General features: G+C 71.7%; 21 protein-coding genes. 4 read left to right on the top strand and 17 right to left on the bottom strand.

The annotated features are described in order from the left end of the window. Positions 1 to 8: 8 nt before the first annotated feature. The 13 genes from M3666_RS13470 to M3666_RS13410 all read right to left on the bottom strand — a co-directional run bounded on the left by M3666_RS13470 (position 9) and on the right by M3666_RS13410 (position 11,964). Positions 9 to 371: a rhodanese-like domain-containing protein gene (locus M3666_RS13470; protein WP_081984848.1), complete on the bottom strand. Its 363-nt coding sequence runs from the start codon at positions 369 to 371 to the stop codon at positions 9 to 11. Beyond that, entirely contained in the window at positions 371 to 1,375 is a 1,005-nt protein-coding gene (gene secF / locus M3666_RS13465) for a protein translocase subunit SecF (protein ID WP_251155482.1), read from the bottom strand. Before secF ends, M3666_RS13470 begins: the two co-directional genes overlap by 1 nt. Continuing rightward, entirely contained in the window at positions 1,375 to 3,126 is a 1,752-nt protein-coding gene (secD, locus tag M3666_RS13460) for a protein translocase subunit SecD (protein WP_209682595.1), read from the bottom strand. The genes secF and secD overlap by 1 nt, the downstream gene beginning before the upstream one ends. Before the next feature lie 92 nt (positions 3,127 to 3,218). Continuing rightward, positions 3,219 to 3,614, bottom strand: a complete 396-nt coding sequence (gene yajC / locus M3666_RS13455) for a preprotein translocase subunit YajC (protein WP_066654294.1) — start codon at positions 3,612 to 3,614, stop codon at positions 3,219 to 3,221. A 168-nt stretch (positions 3,615 to 3,782) separates the two neighbouring features. Then, the gene (gene ruvB / locus M3666_RS13450; protein ID WP_066654292.1) at positions 3,783 to 4,811 is read right to left on the bottom strand and encodes a Holliday junction branch migration DNA helicase RuvB; all 1,029 of its coding nucleotides are present in this window, start codon (positions 4,809 to 4,811) and stop codon (positions 3,783 to 3,785) included. Next, positions 4,808 to 5,428 carry a Holliday junction branch migration protein RuvA gene (gene ruvA, locus M3666_RS13445; RefSeq protein WP_209682601.1) on the bottom strand — a complete coding sequence of 207 codons (621 nt, stop codon included), beginning with the start codon at positions 5,426 to 5,428 and terminating at the stop codon, positions 4,808 to 4,810. Before ruvA ends, ruvB begins: the two co-directional genes overlap by 4 nt. A 10-nt stretch (positions 5,429 to 5,438) precedes the next feature. Continuing rightward, on the bottom strand, positions 5,439 to 6,080 hold the full coding sequence (gene ruvC, locus M3666_RS13440) for a crossover junction endodeoxyribonuclease RuvC (RefSeq protein ID WP_235426326.1): 642 nt from the start codon (positions 6,078 to 6,080) through the stop codon (positions 5,439 to 5,441). Between the two features lie 4 nt (positions 6,081 to 6,084). Beyond that, positions 6,085 to 6,849 carry a YebC/PmpR family DNA-binding transcriptional regulator gene (locus tag M3666_RS13435; RefSeq protein ID WP_066654289.1) on the bottom strand — a complete coding sequence of 255 codons (765 nt, stop codon included), beginning with the start codon at positions 6,847 to 6,849 and terminating at the stop codon, positions 6,085 to 6,087. Between the two features lie 163 nt (positions 6,850 to 7,012). After that, positions 7,013 to 7,606 (bottom strand): pyridoxal 5'-phosphate synthase glutaminase subunit PdxT, encoded by a 594-nt coding sequence (gene pdxT, locus M3666_RS13430; RefSeq protein ID WP_251155481.1) that lies wholly within the window; start codon positions 7,604 to 7,606, stop codon positions 7,013 to 7,015. Further along, complete coding sequence (gene pdxS, locus M3666_RS13425) at positions 7,603 to 8,523, bottom strand: pyridoxal 5'-phosphate synthase lyase subunit PdxS (protein WP_066654286.1); 921 nt, start codon at positions 8,521 to 8,523, stop codon at positions 7,603 to 7,605. Before pdxS ends, pdxT begins: the two co-directional genes overlap by 4 nt. Before the next feature lie 12 nt (positions 8,524 to 8,535). Beyond that, positions 8,536 to 9,084, bottom strand: coding sequence for an HIT domain-containing protein (locus M3666_RS13420; RefSeq protein WP_251155514.1), 549 nt, complete (start codon positions 9,082 to 9,084; stop codon positions 8,536 to 8,538). Between the two features lie 176 nt (positions 9,085 to 9,260). After that, positions 9,261 to 11,249, bottom strand: coding sequence for a threonine--tRNA ligase (gene thrS / locus M3666_RS13415; RefSeq protein WP_066658210.1), 1,989 nt, complete (start codon positions 11,247 to 11,249; stop codon positions 9,261 to 9,263). A 172-nt stretch (positions 11,250 to 11,421) separates the two neighbouring features. Further along, positions 11,422 to 11,964: an adenine phosphoribosyltransferase gene (locus M3666_RS13410; RefSeq protein WP_251155480.1), complete on the bottom strand. Its 543-nt coding sequence runs from the start codon at positions 11,962 to 11,964 to the stop codon at positions 11,422 to 11,424. Between the two features lie 166 nt (positions 11,965 to 12,130). Here M3666_RS13410 and M3666_RS13405 point away from each other — a divergent pair, with 166 nt between their 5' ends. Then, on the top strand, positions 12,131 to 13,141 hold the full coding sequence (locus tag M3666_RS13405) for a glycoside hydrolase family 6 protein (protein WP_251155479.1): 1,011 nt from the start codon (positions 12,131 to 12,133) through the stop codon (positions 13,139 to 13,141). A 231-nt stretch (positions 13,142 to 13,372) separates the two neighbouring features. On the opposite strand, the gene M3666_RS13400 is transcribed toward M3666_RS13405, so the two are convergent. The 3 genes from M3666_RS13400 to ybaK all read right to left on the bottom strand — a co-directional run bounded on the left by M3666_RS13400 (position 13,373) and on the right by ybaK (position 17,488). Then, a complete protein-coding gene (locus M3666_RS13400; protein ID WP_209682613.1) occupies positions 13,373 to 13,606 on the bottom strand; it encodes a hypothetical protein in 234 nt (77 codons plus the stop codon). 697 nt (positions 13,607 to 14,303) lie between these two features. Next, positions 14,304 to 16,907 carry an ATP-dependent Clp protease ATP-binding subunit gene (locus tag M3666_RS13395; protein ID WP_251155478.1) on the bottom strand — a complete coding sequence of 868 codons (2,604 nt, stop codon included), beginning with the start codon at positions 16,905 to 16,907 and terminating at the stop codon, positions 14,304 to 14,306. 95 nt (positions 16,908 to 17,002) lie between these two features. Continuing rightward, positions 17,003 to 17,488, bottom strand: a complete 486-nt coding sequence (gene ybaK, locus M3666_RS13390; protein WP_066654277.1) for a Cys-tRNA(Pro) deacylase — start codon at positions 17,486 to 17,488, stop codon at positions 17,003 to 17,005. Between the two features lie 67 nt (positions 17,489 to 17,555). Between ybaK and M3666_RS13385 the strand changes: the two genes are divergently transcribed. Next, entirely contained in the window at positions 17,556 to 17,858 is a 303-nt protein-coding gene (locus M3666_RS13385) for a hypothetical protein (protein ID WP_209682619.1), read from the top strand. 57 nt (positions 17,859 to 17,915) lie between these two features. Then, a complete protein-coding gene (locus M3666_RS13380) occupies positions 17,916 to 18,653 on the top strand; it encodes a membrane protein insertase YidC (RefSeq protein ID WP_251155477.1) in 738 nt (245 codons plus the stop codon). Between the two features lie 30 nt (positions 18,654 to 18,683). Here the strand turns inward: M3666_RS13380 and M3666_RS13375 are convergent, their stop codons facing one another. Beyond that, positions 18,684 to 18,929, bottom strand: coding sequence for a hypothetical protein (locus tag M3666_RS13375; RefSeq protein WP_066654269.1), 246 nt, complete (start codon positions 18,927 to 18,929; stop codon positions 18,684 to 18,686). Between the two features lie 109 nt (positions 18,930 to 19,038). Between M3666_RS13375 and M3666_RS13370 the strand changes: the two genes are divergently transcribed. Then, positions 19,039 to 19,947: a hypothetical protein gene (locus M3666_RS13370; protein ID WP_066654267.1), complete on the top strand. Its 909-nt coding sequence runs from the start codon at positions 19,039 to 19,041 to the stop codon at positions 19,945 to 19,947. Positions 19,948 to 20,029: the final 82 nt, after the last annotated feature.

The raw sequence follows: 20,029 nt of genomic DNA, 5'->3' as shown, positions 1-20,029 counted from the left end.
GCGTCCGGTCAGTGCTCGTGACGCGGTTCGCCCTGGGCGTCGCCGAACGATCCGGCGCGCACGACCGGCTCGCCCGCCTGCTCCCAGGCGACCATGCCGCCGGTCAGGTTCACTGCCGGCACCCCGGACTGCTCGAGGGCGGCGACGACCCGCGCGGAGCGGGCGCCGGAGTGGCAGACGACGATGGCGGGCTGGTCACCGCCGTCGATCTCCTGCCAGCGGGCCACGAGCTCGGACATCGGGACGAGCGTCGCCTCCGGGGCGTGCACCTCGTCCCACTCCCCCTGCTCGCGCACGTCGAACAACCGCGCGCCTCCGTCGAGCCGACGTCGAGCCTCGGCCACGTCGACGTCGTGCACCTCGACCGCCATCAGGCGACCTCGGCCGCGGCGTCGACCTCGCGCTGGCGCTTCTCGGCCGCCCGCGTCTTCTTCGCGTCGGCCTCCTTGACCTTGGGCTCGTTCTCGCGGAGGTGCGCGTACATCGGCGACGCGATGAAGATCGTCGAGTAGGTGCCGACGATGATGCCGATGAACAGTGCCAGCGAGATGTCCCGCAGGGTGCCGGCGCCGAGCACGTACGACCCGATGAAGAGGATCGCCGCGACCGGCAGCAGCGCCACGACCGAGGTGTTGATCGACCGGACGAGCGTCTGGTTCACGGCGAGGTTCACCGACTGCATGAAGGTGCGGTGCGACTCCCGCGACGTGTTCTCGCGCACCTTGTCGAACACCACGACGGTGTCGTACAGGGAGTACCCGAGGATGGTCAGGAAGCCGATGACGGCAGCGGGGGTGACCTCGAGCCCGACGATGCCGTAGACGCCGGCGGTGATGAGCAGGTCGTGCAGCAGCGCGACCATGGCGGACACGGACATCTTCCACGTGCGGAAGTAGACGGCCATCACCACGGCCGCCAGCGCGAGGAAGATGACGAGACCGCGGATCGCCTGCGCGAGCACGTCGGCTCCCCAGGTCGCGCCGATGTACGTCGAGGCGACCTGGTCGTCCGACACGCCGTAGGCCTCGGCCAGGGCGTCCTGCACCTCGCTGGTCTCGCGGTCCGTCAACTGCTCGGTCTGGACGCGGATACCGTCCTGGCCGACCTGGGAGACGCGCGGCACGCCCTCGGGGACGATCGACTCGACCGTTCGGGTGGCGACCGACTGGTCGAGGTCCTTCGCGTTCGAGATCGTGAACTCGGACCCGCCGGTGAACTCGATGCCGAGGTGGTACCCGCCGCGGAGCCACGGCACCGCCAACGAGACGACGATCGCGATGAGGGCGATCAGGTACCAGGTCTTGCGGCGCCCGACGATGTCGTACGAACGCTTCCCGGTGTAGAGGTCGCTGCCGAACTGGCTGAAGCTGGCCATCAGTCGTCCTTCCCGTCCGGCGTGGAGCCGTTGTCGCCGGAGGCCTGCTGGGCCTTCCGCTCTGCGATCGTCTGGCGGCGCTGGGCCTCGCCCGCGCTGCGCTGGCGCTTGCCGTCCACGACCGGGGCGCGGAACTGCGCCCGGCCTCGGTAGACGGCGCCGAGGGCGGACGGGTCGAGTCCGCTGAACTTGTGTCCCTCGCCGAAGAACCGGCTCCGGGCGATGAGCTGCATCATCGGGTGCGTGAAGAGCACGACCACGACGACGTCGATCAGGGTGGTGAGGAGCAGCGTGAACGCGAATCCCTTCACGTCGCTGACGGCCAGGATGTAGAGCACGACCGCGGCGAGGAAGTTGATCGAGTCCGACGCCAGGATCGTGCGGAGGGCGCGCTTCCAGCCCGACTCCACGGCGCTCTCGAGACCACGGCCGTCGCGGAGCTCGTCACGGATGCGCTCGAAGTACACGATGAACGAGTCCGCCGTGATGCCGATGGCCACGATGAGACCGGCCACGCCCGCGAGTGACAGTCGGTAGTCGACACGCCACGACATGATCGCGATCACGAGGTAGGTCAGCACCGCCGCGACGCCGAGCGAGAGCACGGTGACGAACGCGAGCGCCCGGTACTGGATGATCGAGTAGATCACGACCAGGATCAGACCGATCAGGCCGGCGACGAGACCGCCGACGAGCTGCGCGGTGCCGAGCGTCGCCGAGATGTTCTCGTTCGACTGCACCTGGAAGTTGATGGGCAGGGCGCCGTACTTCAGCTGGTCGGCCAGGGTCTTGGACGACTCGGCGGTGAAGTTGCCGGTGATCTGCGCCTTGCCGTTCGTGATGGCCGCGTTCGAGGCGGGCGCCGTGATGACGGTGCCGTCGAGCACGATCGCGAACTGGTTCTGCGGCGCGGGGAGCTTGACGAGGCGGCTCGTGACGTCGCGGAAGTCGTCCGAGCTCTTGCCCGAGAACGTCAGGTTGACGGCCCACTGCCCGGTGGTCGCGCCCTGGGAGTCGGTGGCGAGACCCGAGGTCGCGTTGCTGATGCCCGAACCGGAGACCTCGACGGGGCCGAGGATGTACTTCGCGGCGCCGTCCTGGTCGCACGTGACGAGCGGCTCGTCGTCGGGCGCCGTCGTGACGTCGTCCGGGGCCGCGCAGTTGTAGTTCGTGTACAGGTCCTGCAGCGCCGGCGTGACCTGGGACAGGTCGCTGCCGTTGGTCGGCTTCGCGCTCGGGGTCGCGTCGAGCGATGCCGGCGGCGAGTACGGCGTCGGCGAGGCGGTCCCGCCATCGCTGCCGCCGACCGCCGTGTTCGTGGCCGCCTCGGTGTAGAGCACCGGTCGGAAGGTCAGCTTCGCAGCCGCCTCGATCCGGTCGATCGTCGCCTTGTCGGGCTTGCCGGGGATCGACACGACGATGTTGTTCGTGCCCTGCGTGTTGATCTGGGACTCGGAGACGCCGGTCGCGTTGATGCGCTGGCGGATGATGTTGACCGCCTGGTTCAACTGCTGCGAGGTGACGGAACCGCCCTCGGTGTTCTGCGCCGCGAGGGTCAGCTGCGTGCCGCCCTGCAGGTCGAGCGCCAACTCGGGGACCCAGCTCGCGCCGGCGAACCACTCGTCGGTGTCGTCCTTGCTGTTGGCGGCGAGCACCGACGCGGCGGTGTTCAGGCCGGCCAGGGCAGCCATGATGATCACCAACCAGGTGAGCGAGCGCAGCGCCTTCTTGACGGGTGTCGATCGTGCCACCGGTCGTCTCGTCTTTCTGTTCAGGACCGACGACCTCACGGCCGGCGGCAGGGGTGTGGCCGCCGGGTCGGTGGACCCGGCGGCCGAGGGCGTCAGTCTTCGGTCTTGCGCTTCGTCGGGTCCGACTCGTCGACACGCTCGCCGTAGACGGGCTCGCCGTTGAGGTCGGCGATCGGCTTCGGCGCCGCAGCGTCGTCCTCGGGCACGACGGTGGTCTCGACGTCGGACGCGTCCTCGTCGACCACGCGCGACAGGGTCTGGCGGTGCACCGTCACGATGGTGCCGGGGGCGACCTCGACGTCCGCCGTGACCTTGTCGTCGTCGACGGACACGAGCGTGCCGTAGAGGCCGAACGAGAGCATGACACGGGAGCCCGGGACCATCTTCGTCTGGAGCTCCGCCTGCTGCTTCTTGCGCTTGCGGCTGCTGTAGAACATGAACGCGGCGAACGCCACGATGATGACGATGAGGAAGAGTGATTGGTCCATGGGGGCGGTGCCTTCTCTGGTTGCTCGGATCCAGCCGGAGCGGTCGCTGCTCGGCTTCGGGCCGTAGCAGTCTAGGGCACGGGCGTGTCCGCGATCGGGCAACCGCCTGAGTCCGTGCGGGCCGACCACGACACTCGGGCGACCGGGATCAGAATATCGTATACCTGATCAGTCGTCGAACAGGCCGGGCTGCGCGCCGACTCCGTCGCCCGGGGACATCCCGAAGTGACGCCAGGCCTGCGGGGTCGCGATCCGCCCGCGGGGCGTCCGGGTCACGAGTCCGACGCGGACCAGGAAGGGCTCGACCACCGACTCGATCGTCTCGGACTCCTCGCCCACGGAGACGGCGAGGGTGTTCAGGCCCACGGGGCCACCGTCGAACCGCGTGAGCATCGTCTCGACGACGGCGCGGTCGAGCCGGTCGAGCCCGAGCTCGTCGACGTCGTACAGGTCGAGCGCCCCCTGCACGGCGGCCATCCCGTCCGAGGTGCCGTGCACGAGGGCGTAGTCGCGCACCCGGCGCAGCAGGCGGTTCGCGATGCGCGGGGTGCCGCGGGAGCGACCGGCGATCTCGCGCAGGGCGGACCGGTCGATGCGCAGGTCGAGCAGGTGCGCCGCGCGGATCAGCACCTGTTCGAGTTCGTCCTTCTCGTAGAACTCGAGGTGCGCGGTGAAGCCGAAGCGGTCGCGGAGCGGGTTCGGCAGCAGCCCGGCGCGCGTGGTCGCACCGACGAGGGTGAACGGCGCGAGGTCGAGCGGGATGCTCGTCGCGCCGGCACCCTTGCCGACCATCACGTCGATCCGGAAGTCCTCCATCGCGAGGTAGAGCATCTCCTCCGCCGAGCGCGCCATCCGGTGGATCTCGTCGATGAAGAGCACTTCGCCGGGGACGAGGGAGGACAGCACCGCGGCGAGGTCGCCGGCGTGCTGGATCGCGGGGCCGCTCGACATCCGCAGCGGCCGACCGGACTCGTGCGCGACGATCATCGCGAGGGTCGTCTTGCCGAGCCCGGGCGGACCGGCCATGAGGATGTGGTCGGGGGTGCGTTCCTGCATGGCCGCCGCCTTGAGCAGGAGGTCGAGCTGGCCGCGGACCTTGCGCTGCCCGACGAACTCGTCGAGCGACTTCGGTCGGAGCGCGCCCTCGAAGGCGAGCTCCTCCTGCGACTCGGCTCCCGCCGAGGTGATCCCGCTCACCGGCCGGCCCCCGCGGGACGCAGGGTGCCGAGCGCGGCGCGGAGCAGGGCCTGCGTGCCCATCGCAGCGGCACCCGGGTCGCTCGCCACGACGGCGTCGACGGCGGACTGTGCCGCGTCTTCGCGCCAGCCGAGTCCGACGAGCGCCGACACGACGTCGAGCGCGGCCGGGTGCGCGCTGCCACCCGCGGCCGTCGCGGACGCAGGCGCCTGCTCGAAGGCCACGAGCTTGCCGGAGAGGGCGACCGTGATGAGCTTCGCGGTCTTCGGGCCGATGCCGGACACCTTGCGGAACGCCGAGTCGTCCTCGCTCGCGACGGCGTTCGCGACCTGTGCCGGGTCCATGTGGGCGAGGACACCGAGCGCCGACTTCGGCCCGACGCCGGAGACGCTGCGGAGCAGGTCGAACACCTGGAGCGCGTCGGTCGACTCGAAGCCGAAGAGCAGGTGCTCGTCCTCGCGCACGATCATCGCCGTGCGCAGGAACACCTCGGAGCCGTGGCGCATCGTCAGTGCGTGCGCCGGGGTGACCGTGACGGCGTACCCCACTCCCCCGACCTCGACCACGACGGCCGATCCGGAGACGTCGATGCAGGTTCCCCGGAGGCTCGCGATCATGCCCACGAGCCTAGGGCCGCCCACCGACGGCGCCGGCCCGCCGCGCGGCGGCACCCGGACGCGATGCCGCGGCAGCGGCACGCGCGAGCGGCGTGTCCGCGACCCCGGCCTGCGCGTCCCGCCAGGCGCGCTGTGCCGGGGTGAGCGTCGACGGGCCGGGACCGACCCGGTCGGGTGATCCGAGCCTCCAGGCATGGCAGACCGCCAGGGCGAGCGCGTCCGCGGCGTCGGCGGGCTTCGGGGCCTCGTCGAGCCCCAGCACCCGCGCGATCATCGTCTGCACCTGGCGCTTGTCGGCGTTCCCGTAGCCGGTGACCGCCGCCTTGACCTCCGACGGCGTGTGCAGCCCGACGGGCAGCCCACGGGCGGCGGCGGCGTGCAGCGCCAGCCCCGCCGCCTGCGCGGTGCCCATGACCGTCCGGACGTTCGCCTGTGCGAAGACACGCTCGACCGCCACCGCGTCGGGGCGGTGGTCGTCGATCTCGGCAGCGATGCCGTCGGCGATGCGCAGGAGCCGCTGCTCCAACGCCATGTCCGCGGGCGTGCGCACGACCGTCACGTGGACGAGTCGTGCGCGCCGGTTCGGTGCGACCTCGACGACGCCGACGCCGCACCGGGTGAGCCCGGGGTCCACCCCGAGCACACGGAGCACCGGACTAGTCCTCGTCCTCGTCGAGCTCGGCCTGGACGTCCGCGGGGATGTCGAAGTTGGCGTAGACGTTCTGCACGTCGTCGCTGTCCTCGAGCGCGTCGATCAGCTTGAAGACCTTGCGGGCGGTGTCGGCGTCGACCGGGACCTTCACCCCGGGGACGAACTCGGCATCGGCCGAGTCGTAGTCGATGCCGGCGTCCTGCAGCGCCGTGCGCGCCGCGACGAGGTCGCTTGCCTCGGTGATGACCTCGAAGCCGCCGCCCTGGTCGACCACGTCCTCGACACCCGCGTCGAGGACGGCCGTCATGACGGTGTCCTCGTCGAGACCGTCGGTCTTCGTGACCGAGATGACGCCCTTGCGCGAGAAGTTGTAGGCGACGCTGCCCGGGTCGGCCATGGTGCCGCCGTTCCGGGACATCGCCGTCCGGACCTCGGCCGCAGCGCGGTTCTTGTTGTCGGTGAGGCACTCGACGAGCATCGCGACACCGTTCGGGCCGTAGCCCTCGTACATGATCGTCGTGTACTCGATCGACTCACCGGTCAGGCCGGCGCCGCGCTTGATCGCGCGGTCGATGTTGTCGTTCGGGACCGAGGTCTTCTTGGCCTTCTGGACGGCGTCGACCAGGGTCGGGTTGCCCGACAGGTCCGCACCGCCCATCTTCGCGGCGACCTCGATGTTCTTGATGAGCTTGGCGAACGACTTCGCACGGCGCTGGTCGATGACCGCCTTCTTGTGCTTCGTCGTTGCCCACTTGGAATGCCCGGACACGGTGCTCCTTGCGTCTAGCGGAAGATCCGGACCAGTCTACCGGCCGGGAGGCGCGGATCACCGCCGCCCCGCCCCCTTGCGCGAAACGCAACGTCGGCGACACCGCGCAGTGCGATGCCGCTGCGAGGGACCGCCGACGTTGCGTCTTGCGGGTCGGGAGGACCTAGGCGCTGCGGACGATGTCGAGGAAGCGGCGGTGGAAGCGGTCCTCGCCGGCGACCTCGGGGTGGAACGCGCTCGCGAGCACGGTGTCCTGCTGCACGGCGACGACCTGCCCGTCGGCGAGGGCACCGAGCACCTGGACGCCGGCGCCGTGCTCCTCGACCACGGGGGCGCGGATGAACACCGCGTGCACGGGGGCCTCGCCGAGTGCCGGCATCGGGATGTCGGTCTCGAAGGAGTCGTTCTGGCTGCCGAAGGCGTTGCGGCGCACGGTCGTGTCGAGCACGGCGAGCGTCTGCTGCCCCGGGATGCCCGCGGCGATCCGGGAGGACAGCATGATCATCCCGGCACAGGTGCCGTAGGCGGGGAGTCCCCCGCGGATCGCTGCGCTCAGCGGTTCGGCGACGCCGAACGTCCGGGACAGCTTGTCCATGACGCTCGACTCACCGCCGGGGATCACGACGCCGTCGAGCGCCTCGATCTCCTCGGGCCGACGGAGCGGCACCACGTCGGCGCCGAGCTCCGTCAGCGAGGCGATGTGCTCGCGGAAGTCACCCTGCAGCGCGAGGACCCCGATGCGGGGTCGGGCGCTCACCAGCCGCGCTCGGCGAGGCGGTGCGGAGCGGGGACGTCGGCGACATTGATGCCGACCATGGCCTCGCCCAGACCGCGGGAAACCTCGGCGATGACCTTCGGGTCGTCGTGGAAGGTCACGGCCTTGACGATCGCCGCGGCGCGCTTCGCCGGGTCGCCCGACTTGAAGATGCCGGACCCGACGAAGACGCCGTCCGCTCCGAGCTGCATCATCATCGCGGCGTCGGCCGGGGTGGCGACACCACCGGCGGTGAAGAGCACGACGGGGAGCTTGCCGGTCTGCGCGACCTCCTTCACCACGTCGAACGGGGCCTGGAGCTCCTTCGCGGCGACGTAGAGCTCGTCCTCCTTGAGGTGACGGAGCGCAGCGATCTCCTTCGAGATGGTGCGGATGTGCTTCGTGGCCTCGGACACGTCACCCGTGCCGGCCTCGCCCTTGGAGCGGATCATCGCGGCACCCTCGGTGATGCGACGGAGTGCCTCGCCCAGGTTCGTGGCGCCGCAGACGAAGGGCGTCGTGAACTTCCACTTGTCGATGTGGTTGACGTAGTCGGCGGGCGACAGCACCTCGGACTCGTCGATGTAGTCGACGCCGAGCTCCTGCAGCACCTGCGCCTCGACGAAGTGGCCGATGCGGGCCTTCGCCATGACGGGGATCGAGACGGCGGCGATGATCTCCTCGATCATCGACGGGTCGGACATGCGGGCCACGCCGCCCTGTGCACGGATGTCGGCGGGGACGCGCTCGAGGGCCATGACGGCGGTGGCGCCGGCTTCTTCCGCGATGCGGGCCTGCTCGGCGTCGATGACGTCCATGATCACGCCGCCCTTGAGCATCTCGGCCAGGCCGCGCTTGACGCGGTCGGAGCCGGTGATCGAGGTGCCGTTGGTGCCCGAGGTGCTGGTGCTGTCGCTCATGATGCCGACAGTCTAGTCCGCAGCGGGCCAGCCGTCGGCGACGAGCCGGCGGGTGTCACCGAGCATCTGGGACATCGACTTCGTCCGGGCGATGATCGGGAAGAAGTTCGAGTCCGACGCCCACCGCGGCACGATGTGCTGGTGCAGGTGCGCGGCCACACCGGCGCCCGCGATCTCGCCCTGGTTCATGCCGATGTTGAAGCCGTCGCAGTGCGACACCGCACGCAGTACGCGCATCGCGGTCTGGGTCAGCTCGGCGATCTCCCGGATCTCCTCCGCGGTCGCCTCGTCGTACAGCGGGACGTGGCGGTAGGGGCAGACGAGCAGGTGCCCGTTGTTGTACGGGAACAGGTTGAGCAGCACGTAGGCGTGCTCACCGCGGGCGACGATCAGGGCGTCCTCGTCGGACTTCCGCGGCGCCTCGCAGAACGGGCAGTCGTCCTCGTGCCCGCGGCCCCGACCTTCCCGCCCGGCGTCGATGTAGGCCATGCGGTGCGGGTTCCACAGGCGCTGGAAGGCGTCCGGCACCGCCGCACCCGTGGCCGCGTCGCGGATCACCAGCGGGTCGTCCGCGCTGCCGGTGCCCGCGGCACCGCCCGTGTCGACGACCGGCGGACCGGGGTCGGCCGGGATCGCGGAGCCGGCCGGCCTCCCGGAGTCGGCCGGGGCCCCGGAGCCGGCCACGTCGACGACGTGACCGGCCCCGGGGACGGACTCCGAGCCTCCCGTGCGGTCCATCAGACCTGTGCGCGGTCGCGGATCGCAGTGAGGATGCGGTCGACCGCCTCGTCGACCGGCACGCCGTTGTCCTGGCGACCGTCGCGGAAGCGGAACGAGACGGCTCCGGCGTCGCGGTCGTCGCCGCCGGCGATGAGCTGGAACGGGACCTTCGCCTTGGTGTGCGTGCGGATCTTCTTCTGCATCCGGTCGTCCGAGTGGTCGACCTCGGCGCGGACACCGTGCGCACGGAGCTTCGCGACGACCTCGTCGAGGTAGTCGCCGTACTCCGCGGCGACCGGGATCGCGACGACCTGCACCGGGGACAGCCACGCCGGGAACGCACCAGCGTAGTGCTCGGTGAGGACGCCGAAGAAGCGCTCGATCGAGCCGAACAGGGCGCGGTGGATCATCACGGGACGCTGCCGCGAGCCGTCCGGGGCCGTGTACTCGAGCTCGAAGCGCTCGGGCAGGTTGAAGTCGAGCTGCACGGTCGACATCTGCCACGTGCGACCGATCGCGTCGCGGGCCTGGACGGAGATCTTCGGACCGTAGAACGCCGCACCGGCGGGGTCCGGGACGAGTTCGAGGCCCGACTCCTCGGCGACCTCGCGCAGGGTGTTCGTGGCGATCTCCCACACCTCGTCGTCGCCGACGTACTTCTCCGGGTCCTTCGTGGAGAGCTCGAGGTAGAAGTCGTCGAGCCCGTAGTCGCGGAGGAGCGAGAGCACGAACTCGAGCGTCGTGGTCAGCTCCTCCTTCATCTTCTCCTGCGTGGTGAAGATGTGGGCGTCGTCCTGGGTCATGCCGCGCACGCGGGTCAGGCCGTGGATGACGCCGGACTTCTCGTTGCGGTAGACCGTGCCGAACTCGAACATCCGGAGCGGCAGGTCGCGGTAGGAGCGGGCCTGCGAGCGGTACGCCAGGATGTGCATCGGGCAGTTCATCGGCTTGAGGTAGTAGTCCGCACCCTGTCGGGTGACGTTGCCGTCCTCGTCGCGGGCCTCGTCCATGTGCATGGCCGGGAACATGCCGTCCTTGTACCAGCCGAGGTGGCCGGACTGCTCGAACAGGTCGCCCTTCGTGATGTGCGGCGTGTAGACGAAGGAGTAGCCCTCCTGCTCGTGCCGGCGGCGCGAGTAGTCCTCCATCTCGCGGCGGATGATGCCGCCCTTCGGGTGGAAGATCGCCAGGCCAGAGCCGATCTCGTCCGGGAACGAGAACAGGTCGAGCTCCGCGCCGAGCTTGCGGTGGTCGCGCTTCGCGGCCTCCTCGAGTCGGACGAGGTACGCCTTGAGCTGGTCCTTGTCCGGCCAGGCGGTGCCGTAGATGCGCTGCAGCTGCGGGTTCTTCTCCGAGCCGCGCCAGTACGCCGCCGCGACGCGCATGAGCTTCGCCGCGTTGCCGATCCACCGGGTGTGCGGGACGTGCGGGCCACGGCAGAGGTCCTGCCAGACGACCTCGCCCGACTTCGGGTCGACGTTCTCGTAGACCGTGAGCTCGCCGGCCCCGACCTCGACGCTCTCGCCGGAGTCGCCCTCGGCCGCGGCGCCCTTGAGGCCGATGAGCTCCTGCTTGAAGGGCTCCCCCGTCATCAGCTCGCGGGCCTCGTCGTCGGTGACGACCTTGCGCCGGAAGCGCTGGGCCTGCTTGACGATGCGGTCCATGCCCTTCTCGATGGCCTTGAGGTCCTCGGGGGTGAAGGGCTCGGCGACGTCGAAGTCGTAGTAGAAGCCGTCGGTGACGGGCGGGCCGATGCCGAGCTTCGCGTCCGGGTTGATCTGCTGCACGGCCTGCGCGAGCACGTGTGCGGCGCTGTGCCGGAGGATGTCGAGGCCGTCCTGCTCGTCGAGCGTCACCGGCTCGACGGTCTCCCCCGCCTCCACGTCGGCCGCGAGGTCCTTGAGCACCCCGCCGACGCGGATCGCGACGACACCGCGGACGCCGTCGAAGAGCTCGGTGCCCGTCGTGGCCGTCGTCGCGGTGCGGGGCTCGGGTGCCTGGGGCAGGTCTGCGGGCTCTGGTGCGACTGCGTCGGTCACGATCGTGGTGCTCCTCGGTTGGTTCAGGGGTGGGTCAAGACTAGTGCGCGGCCGCAGCGGTCCAGGCGCGGCCGCCGCGGTGAAGGCGCGGCCGCGGCGGTCCAGGCCGGCGGCAGCGGTCCAGGCCGGCGGCAGCGGTTCAGGCGGGGACGCGGCCGAGCGTCGTGACGGGCAGGCGCGGCTCGAGGCGCTCCCGACCCGAGAGCCCGTCGAGCTCGAGCAGCGACGCGAAGCCGATCGCCTCGTACCCGGCACGCTCGAGGAGCGTGATCGTCGCCGCAGCGGTGCCCCCGGTCGCGAGGACGTCGTCGACGACGAGCACGCGCGTGCCCTGCGGGAGCTGGCCCGGCCGGAGCTCGAGCTCTGCCTCGCCGTACTCGAGCGCGTACTGCTCGCTCAGGACCTCGCCGGGCAGCTTGCCGGCCTTGCGGACCGTCAGCACGCCGACCTGGTGCTGGGCCGCGATGCCCCCGGCCAGGGCGAAGCCGCGGGCCTCGATGCCAGCGACCGCCTGGAACCCCGCACCGATCGCGAACGGCGCCGCGAGGGCCTCGCAGACCCGTCCGAACGCCACGGGGTCGGAGAACACCGGCGTCACGTCGCGGAACAGGATGCCGGACTTCGGGAAGTCCGGGACGATGGCGGTCAGGCGTTCGACGAGTGCAGCTGCGGTTTCGGTCACCGCACAACGGTACGCGACCGCAGGCGCCGCACGCGCCCGGCCGTCCGTCGCCTGTCCCTCGTTCTGGAGATCGCCCCGACGCCGCCCCGCGGGTTCTGATGGTCTGCGGCAGGTGGAGCGGGACGGCAGGGACGTCCCGACAGCGGACGGACACAGGACGGGGACCATGTACTCGAGGATCAGGACGATGGTCGCGCTCGCCGCCGTGGCGACGGCGGTGGCTGCGGGCACCGTGACGTTCCCCGCGGCTGCGACGGCGGCGTCCACCGCGCCGCTGCCGCGCGCTGCCCTCCACTCCGCGACGCCCGGGCAGGTCTTCGCCGGTGGGTTGTACCGGCAGCCGGACAGCCAGCCCGCCCAGGCCGCGGCGGCGCTCAGCGCGGCGGGGAGGACGACCGAGGCCGCAGCGGCCCGCACCATCGCGCAGCAGCCGATCGCGATCTGGCTCGGCGAGTGGTACACGGGCGACGCGCTGGACCGGGTGATCGCGCGGAACCTCGCCGCCGCGGAGAAGACGGGCACGACGCCGGTGTTCGTCACGTACGCCGTCCCGAACCGCGACTGCGGCGGGTACTCGGCGGGCGGCCTCTCCCCGTCCCGGTACGCCGCGTGGAACCGTCGCATCGCGGCCGACCTCCAGGGGCACCGGGCCGTCGTGATCGTCGAGCCGGACTCCCTGGCACACCTGAGCACGTGCACCGCCGAGCGAGCCCGACGGCCGGGCCTCATCGCGGCGGCCGTGCGCGTGTACGCCGCCGCGGGGGTCCCCACCTACCTGGACGGCGGGAACGAGGACTGGAACCCCGCGGAGCTCCAGGCGACGTACCTGCGGGAAGCCGGTGTCGCCCAGGCCCGGGGGTTCTTCACGAACGTCGCGAACTTCTACGGCGTCGACGGTGAGCGGGCCTACGCCGAGCGGCTCAGCGCGATGACGGGTGGGGCACGGTACGTCGTCGACGTGTCGAGGAACGGTCGTGGGTGGCTCGGCACCTGGTGCAACCCGACCGGTGCCGGTCTCGGAGGGAAGCCCCACGTCGCAGCGGGCACGACCCGGCTCGACGCCCTGCTCTGGGTGAAGACGCCGGGGGCGAGCGACGGGACCTGCAACGGTGGGCCGGCGGCGGGGACGTGGTTCCCGTCGTACGCGGTCGCACTGGTGTCCAACCGGAAGCGGTAGGCGCGGGGTCGCGGTCCCGCGCGGGGCGGGTGCCGTATGTGCGGCGGGCGCGGCGAGTGTGGCGTTCGTCGTGGAGCACAACGGGAAGCACCTCGCGCCATGCGATCGCATGGCGCGAGGTGCTTCTGGTTGTGCGGAGGCCGTGCGCGCGGCGCTGTCGCGGCTGCGGCTGCGGCTGCGGCTCCGGACGCGCGCCGCCGCGTCGGCGCAGCCGGGCCGGGTCGCGGCGCGTCAGCGCCACATGCGCATCGCGGCGCTCCGCACGAGCAGCTCGAGCTCGCGCTCGCGCCGCTCCCGGTCGAGCCGCTGACGGGTGGCGTGGTCGACCGACGGACGCACGTGGTGCGTCCGACGACTCCAGATGATCAGCGACATGCCGATCCGGAGGGCGATGCGGTCGGCGAGCGTGACCCGGCGGCGCACCGCGCGGGTGTCGGGGGGACGGACGTCGATGTCGTTCGACACGATGGTGCCTTTCGTGGGTGCCCGAGGGCATGACGGAGAACCCGACCGCCGACCGCGTGCATGCGCCGGGAACGGGATCGCGAAGAACGCCCGGTGAATGCGGGCGAAAATGATCGGCAGGGCGCGCAGGAATGCGCGAGGCTGCATTGTCGGTGAACGATCGGGTCACCGAGTGGAATCGTCGGAGAGACGTCCGCCGCTCGCGGTCCGATCTCGATCCACCACGCCGCGCCCCCGGCTGCCGTCAGCAGGACGGGCGTCCGTCACCCGGACGGGCGTCCGTCAGCTGGACGGGCAGCCGTGGCCTGCACGGCGTGTGTGGTGCGGCACAGCGGGGCTGTGCGACGACGATCGGGACCGCACCACCGCGTGCTCAGGGCAGCGACGAGCGGGACCTCGGTCGATCGAGGAGAACGGCTGGAGCGGGACGTCCCGCGTCAGTGCGAACGGAGCGGGGTGCCGCCGATCCCACGGATTCCACGGAACGGGTTCGTCATGGCGATCATCATTGTCGGCCCCCTCTCGGTCTCGTACAGCCGGTGATGCTCGTGAACACTATCGGCGTCGGGAATGCGAGCGCAACCCCTTTCTCGAACATTTCCGGAATTGCATCCGAGAACACACGAGGACGTCGCAGGACGCGGAACGGCCCCGGTACCGCTGGGGTGCCGGGGCCGTTCCGTGTGAGCGGGTCGGATCAGACCGTCGCCGGGGCTGACGCCCGGGCGACGAGCCGGCCGTCCTCGAGGTCGATCCGGACGGTGTCGCCGGCGTGCGCCTGCTCGTCGACCACCAGGGTCGCGATGCGGTCGTCGACCTCGCGCTGGATGAGTCGACGGAGCGGACGGGCGCCGTACTCGGGCTCGTACCCGTGCTCGGCGAGCCAGTCGGTCGCCGCCTCGGACACCGCCAGGGTCATCCCCTGGGTGAGGAGCCGGAGCGCGGTGTCCTGCAGCAGCAGGTCGACGATCGACCGCAGCTGCTCCTGCGACAGCTTGCGGAAGAGCACGATCTCGTCGATGCGGTTGATGAACTCGGGCCGCATCGACTCGCGCAGCCTGCCCATCACACGGGCGCGCAGGTCCTCCTCGGAGTAGCCGCCGTCCGCCGAGGCCGAGAACCCGAGCGCACCGGAGCGCGATGCGAGGAACTCCGAGCCGATGTTCGACGTCATGATGACGACGGTGTTCCGGAAGTCGACCGTCCGTCCCTGTCCGTCGGTGAGGCGGCCGTCGTCGAGCACCTGCAGCAGCAGGTTGAAGACGTCCGGGTGCGCCTTCTCGACCTCGTCGAGCAGGACCACCGAGTACGGGTTGCGACGGACGCGCTCGGTGAGCTGCCCGGCCTCCTCGTGACCGACGTACCCGGGAGGGGCACCGACCAGGCGGGAGACGGTGTGCCGTTCGCCGAACTCGCTCATGTCGAACCGCAGCATGGCGGACTCGTCGCCGAAGAGCGATCCGGCCAGGGCCTTCGCGAGCTCGGTCTTGCCGACGCCCGTCGGGCCGAGGAACAGGAAGCTGCCCACGGGACGACGAGGGTCGCCCATGCCGGTCCGGCTGCGTCGGACGGCGGTCGCGATGGCGCGCACGGCGTCGTCCTGGCCGACGACGCGCTCGTGGAGTTCGTCCTCGAGCGCGGCGAGGCGCGAGCGGTCACCCTGCGAGATCCGGGTCGCCGGGATGCCGGTGGCACGCGACACGACCTCGGCGACGTCTGCCTCGGTGATCACGCGGTCGGCGGTCGACGGCCGGGAGGCACTGCTCGCGTCCCCCTGCGAGGCGGCGGTGATCTGCGCCTCCAGTCCGTCGATCTCGTCGCGCAGGCGCGACGCCTCCTCGTACAGCTCCTCGGCCACCGCGCGGTCCTTGTCGGCCTGCAGCTCCGCGACCTGGTCACGGAGCGCCTCGACGTCGACGTCGCCCGACAGGGCGAGACGGCGTCGTGCCCCGGCCTGGTCGATGAGGTCGATTGCCTTGTCCGGCAGGTGCCGGTCGGTCACGTACCGGTGCGAGAGCTCCACCGCGGCACGCAGGGCGTCGTCGGTGTAGATCACGTCGTGGTGCTCGGCGTAGCGCGGGGCGAGGCCGCCGAGGATGGCGACGGCGTCCTCGATGCTCGGCTCCCCCACCCGGACCGGCTGGAAGCGCCGCTCGAGCGCGGCGTCCTTCTCGATGCGGCGGTACTCGCGCAGCGTCGTCGCGCCGACCAGGTGCAGGTCGCCGCGGGCCAGGCGGGGCTTGAGGATGTTGCCGGCGTCCATCGAGCCGCCCTCGCCACCGCCCCCGGCGCCGACGACGGTGTGCAGTTCGTCGATGAAGACGATCAGCTCGTCCGCGTGCGCCGCGATCTCGTCCATCGCCGTCGTCAGGCGCTCCTCGAAGTCGCCGCGGTACCGGGTGCCGGAGAGCATGCCGGCGAGGTCGAGCGCGACCACCCGCTTGCCCCGGAGCAGCGCGGGCACGTCACCGTCGGTGATCCGCTGGGCGAGCCCCTCGACGATCGCGGTCTTGCCGACGCCGGGCTCACCGATGAGGACGGGGTTGTTCTTCGTGCGGCGGAGCAGGATCTCGACGGTCTGCTCGATCTCGTCGGCGCGGCCGATCACCGGGTCGATGCGTCCGTCGCGGGCGCGTTCGGTGAGGTCGGTGCCGAACCGGTCGAGCGTCGGGGTGTCGCTCGTCGTGCCGTTCGTGGGGTCGGCGGTGGTCTCGGTGGCTCCGGGCATCGGGCGCCCCTCTCGTGCTGCTGCCGCGGCCTGCTGGGCGTGCTCCTGCAGGTGCTGCGGGGTGACACCGGCGCTCGCGAGCAGCTGCCCCGTGACGGTGTCCTGGTCGGTGACGAGCGCGAAGAAGACGTGCTCGGGGTCGGTGTAGGTGCTGCCGAAGGCCTTGGCGGCCTGGGTCGCCTCGAGCAGGATCCGCTGTGCGGTCCCGGTCAGGGCGGGCTGCCCGGTGCGCCCGGGACGCGGCTCCGTCGGCGCGGGGAGGCGTTGCTCGACCTCGGCGGCGAACTGCTCCGGGTCGACACCGGCGGTGCGCAGGACCGCGGTGAAGGGCTCGGTGCGCACGAGCACGTGCAGGACGTGCAGCGCGTCGATCTCGTGCTGGCCCTGTGCGACGGCGTACTCGGCGGTGTGCTGGAGCACCTCGTGGGTACGTCGGCTGAGGAGCCGCGTGATGTCGACCGGGCGTCCCAGCGGGACGGATCGCTGGGCACCGGACTGCTGGGCCGCGATGAGCCGCGCGAGGAACGCGTCGAACGCGTCGTCGCCACCGCTCGGGCCGAACGTTGCTGGCAAAGGGACCTCCTGGGAACTTGAGTGCCTTCGACTCAATGCAACGCTGGAGGACCCGCTCCATTCCCGGCGGGTGCAGAAACTTGCGTCAGACCGACTCAGGTCCTCGCGATGGCCGCCGTGGAGGCGCCGGTGACGCGGACCAGGTCGGCCGGCGCGACCTCGATGTCGAACCCGCGACGCCCGCCGGAGACGAAGATGCTCGGGTGCTCGAGCGCGGTCTCGTCGACGACCGTCCGCAGGCTGGTCTTCTGTCCGACCGGGCTGATCCCGCCCACCACGTACCCGGTCCGCTTCTCGGCGAGGGCAGGTTGGGCGAGCGTCGCCTTCTTGCCGCCGAGGGCAGCTGCGATGGCCTTGAGGTCCAGGCGGTTCGCGACCGGCACGACCGCCACGGCCAGCTGCCCGTCCACCGAGACGACGAGCGTCTTGAACACCTGGTCCTCACGGAGGCCCAGTGCCGCGGCGGCCTCCTCACCGAAGTTGGTCGCGGTCTCGTGGTGCTCGTAGACGTGCGGCGTGAACGGGATCCCCGCCCGCTCCAGGGCGAGGGTCGCTGGGGTGCTCGGCGATCCTGCGGTCATGCCTGCGATCCTGCCCGTCCGGGACTGCCGGTCCTCGACGGCACGCGGGGGTTACGCTGAACGGACCATGACCGTCGTCGAACTCCTGCTGCGCGCCCTCGCGGTGCTGCAGATCGGCGATGCCGGCCTGCTCGGTCCGTCGGGTTCCCCGGCGCCCCTGCTCGCCGTCGCCGCGCTCGGCCTCGCCGCCGTCGCCGTCACGGTGCTCGTCGTCCGGCTGCTCGCGACGGCGCTCGGTGTCGATCCGGGTGCCGAGGGCTCCGAGCGGACGGGCGCAGCGGTGGAGCGGCCGACCCGCATCGCGTGGAGCCACCCCGACGCCGACGGCCAGGTGCGGTCGCGAGCACCGGGAGCGCCGACCCCGGCCTGACCGCCCGCGGGTGGTCGGGTCACGTCGTCACGGACCCCTCCACTCGAACGGAACGTCATGGACATCACCACCCTGCCCGTCGTCGGCGACCTGCTGCGCGCCGGCGTCGACCTGCTCACCGCGCTCACCGCAGCCCTGTCCCCCGTCGCCGGTGGCGCCGCAGCGGCGCTCGCCGTCGTGGCGCTCACCCTGGGCGTGCGCATCGTGCTCGTCCCGCTCGCCGTCCTGCAGGTCCGGGCCGAGCGCGACCGGCGTCGACTCGCCCCGCAGCTCGCCGCCCTCCGCAGGCGCCACGGTGCGGACGCGCGACGCCTCCAGGAGGCCGTGCAGCGCCTGTACACCTCCGAGCGCGTCTCCCCGCTGGCCGGGTGCCTCCCGGTGCTCGCGCAGGCTCCGGTCCTCTCGCTCGTGTACGCGCTCTTCACGCACGCGTCGGTCGCCGGTGCCGCGAACGCCCTGCTCGACGCGACACTGGTCGGGATCCCGCTCGGGCACACGCTCCTGGTGGCGCTCGCGTCGCCGCTGTGGAGCCACGCCTGGGTGGTACTCGTGCTGCTCGTCGTGATGGCGGTGGTGGTCGAGGCGTCGCGCCGGGCCACCGTGCACTGGAACCCGACGGCGGAGCCGGCCGCCGGTACGCCCGGGGCCGGTCCGGCCGCTGCCCTGGCGCGCTGGGCGCCCTTCGCGTCGGTCGTCCTCGCCGCGGTCGTCCCGCTCGCCGCGACGCTCTACGTCGTCACGAGCGCCGTCTGGACCCTCGGGGAACGCGCGGTGCTGCGCCGGATCGTCCGCTGAGCCGGGCAGGGGGGCGCGGGGCGGCCGGTCTCAGCCGCCCTGGCCCTCCTGCTGGGGCCCCTGGTCGACGGGGTCGTACTCGGTGCCACGGCCCTGCTCCTCGTCGGGGGTGGGGACGTGCCGCTCGGTCCCGCTGCCGCCGGGGCTCGTCGCCACGTAGTCGGCCTCGCCGGACTGGGTGTCGTGGCTCAGGGGCTCGAGCGTCTCGGGCTCGGCGTCGTGCCGGGTCTGGTCGTGGCCGGAGGCGTCGTGCCCGGTTCCTGCGTCGGTGCTCATGCCACCCGTCTACGCCTCGGGGACTGGACACCTCCCGCTCGGGGGGCGGACGTGCCGTCGTCCGGGTGGGAGCATGTGGGTGTCCGGTGCGTCCGGACCGGGAGTGCGCATGGCCGACGAGGACGTCACGGCGGAACGGGCACGACTCGAGGCCCTCGCGTGGGGAGCCGGGGTCGCGGCCGAGGACGCTGCGCGCGCCCGGCTCGAGCTCCGCGGGCTGCGGGACGGCAGCACCGTCGCGGGCGCGACGCCGCCGGCCGGGACGACGACCGACGACGGACGTCCGGCGGACCGCACGACGAGCGAGGCCGGACGGTCGTCAGTCGCTGCGTCGACCGCTGACCGACCGACACCGGCGGCGGGGCCGATCCGGACCGGGCCCGGCTCGGCCGGTGCGTCGGCGCCCGCCGACCCGGTCGGGCCGGAGGGCGAGCAGGAACGGACCACGGGACCGGGTGCCGCCCGCGCCGGGGGCGGGGCGGACCTCCAGGCCGGGAGTCCCACGTGGCGGACGCGGGTGAGCGGACTGCTCTGGACCGCGCGGCCGCGCGCCTGGATCGCGCTCGGCGCGGCAGCGGTCGTCGGCCTGGCGTTCGCGGCGGGCACGCTGGTGGGCACGACCGACGGGCAGCTGGCCGCCGCGCCCAGCACGACACCGACACCCGGCGCGATCACCCTCGAGGAGCTGCTGGACATCCCGCAGACCTCCGCGGACCAGCTGCCGGGACCGGTCGAGGCGCCCGTGAGCCTCCGCACGACCCGGCTCGTGTTCACGAACCGGGCCCTGGACGGCAGCGCCTTCGAGACTCCGTGGAACGTGTGGGCCGGGGTCGGGACCGACCGCGAGACCATCTGCCTGGTGGCGACCGCGAACCGGCTCGAGTCGACCACCGCCTGCTACCCGCGTGAGGACGCCCTGCACGGGAACGTCTCGCTCTCCGCCCAGTCGATGAGCGGCACGCTCACCGTCACCCTGCGCGGCGGCGGTGTGCAGGGCACGGTGACGAACGAGAACTGAACGGGAATGCTCGTCCGAGCATCTCGTTGGAGCGCTACAAGATTCTTCGGCGACCCCCTCGCGCGATCCGGATGCTCCGTGC

This window comes from Curtobacterium sp. ODYSSEY 48 V2 (genome assembly GCF_023712625.1).
Lineage (GTDB): Bacteria > Actinomycetota > Actinomycetes > Actinomycetales > Microbacteriaceae > Curtobacterium.
Note: the sequence above shows the minus strand (reverse complement) of the source record. Positions and strands in the feature narration are given on the sequence as shown.

Bases quoted from the DNA above. Each gene is read 5' to 3' on its own strand.
- M3666_RS13405 (WP_251155479.1), top strand. From the start codon at position 12,131: ATGTACTCGAGGATCAGGACGATGGTCGCGCTCGCCGCCGTGGCGACG.
- M3666_RS13370 (WP_066654267.1), top strand. From the start codon at position 19,039: ATGGCCGACGAGGACGTCACGGCGGAACGGGCACGACTCGAGGCCCTC.
- ruvA (WP_209682601.1), bottom strand. From the start codon at position 5,428: ATGATCGCGAGCCTCCGGGGAACCTGCATCGACGTCTCCGGATCGGCC.
- M3666_RS13470 (WP_081984848.1), bottom strand. From the start codon at position 371: ATGGCGGTCGAGGTGCACGACGTCGACGTGGCCGAGGCTCGACGTCGG.
- ybaK (WP_066654277.1), bottom strand. From the start codon at position 17,488: ATGACCGCAGGATCGCCGAGCACCCCAGCGACCCTCGCCCTGGAGCGG.
- M3666_RS13380 (WP_251155477.1), top strand. From the start codon at position 17,916: ATGGACATCACCACCCTGCCCGTCGTCGGCGACCTGCTGCGCGCCGGC.
- M3666_RS13375 (WP_066654269.1), bottom strand. From the start codon at position 18,929: ATGAGCACCGACGCAGGAACCGGGCACGACGCCTCCGGCCACGACCAG.
- pdxS (WP_066654286.1), bottom strand. From the start codon at position 8,523: ATGAGCGACAGCACCAGCACCTCGGGCACCAACGGCACCTCGATCACC.
- M3666_RS13385 (WP_209682619.1), top strand. From the start codon at position 17,556: ATGACCGTCGTCGAACTCCTGCTGCGCGCCCTCGCGGTGCTGCAGATC.
- secF (WP_251155482.1), bottom strand. From the start codon at position 1,375: ATGGCCAGCTTCAGCCAGTTCGGCAGCGACCTCTACACCGGGAAGCGT.
- yajC (WP_066654294.1), bottom strand. From the start codon at position 3,614: ATGGACCAATCACTCTTCCTCATCGTCATCATCGTGGCGTTCGCCGCG.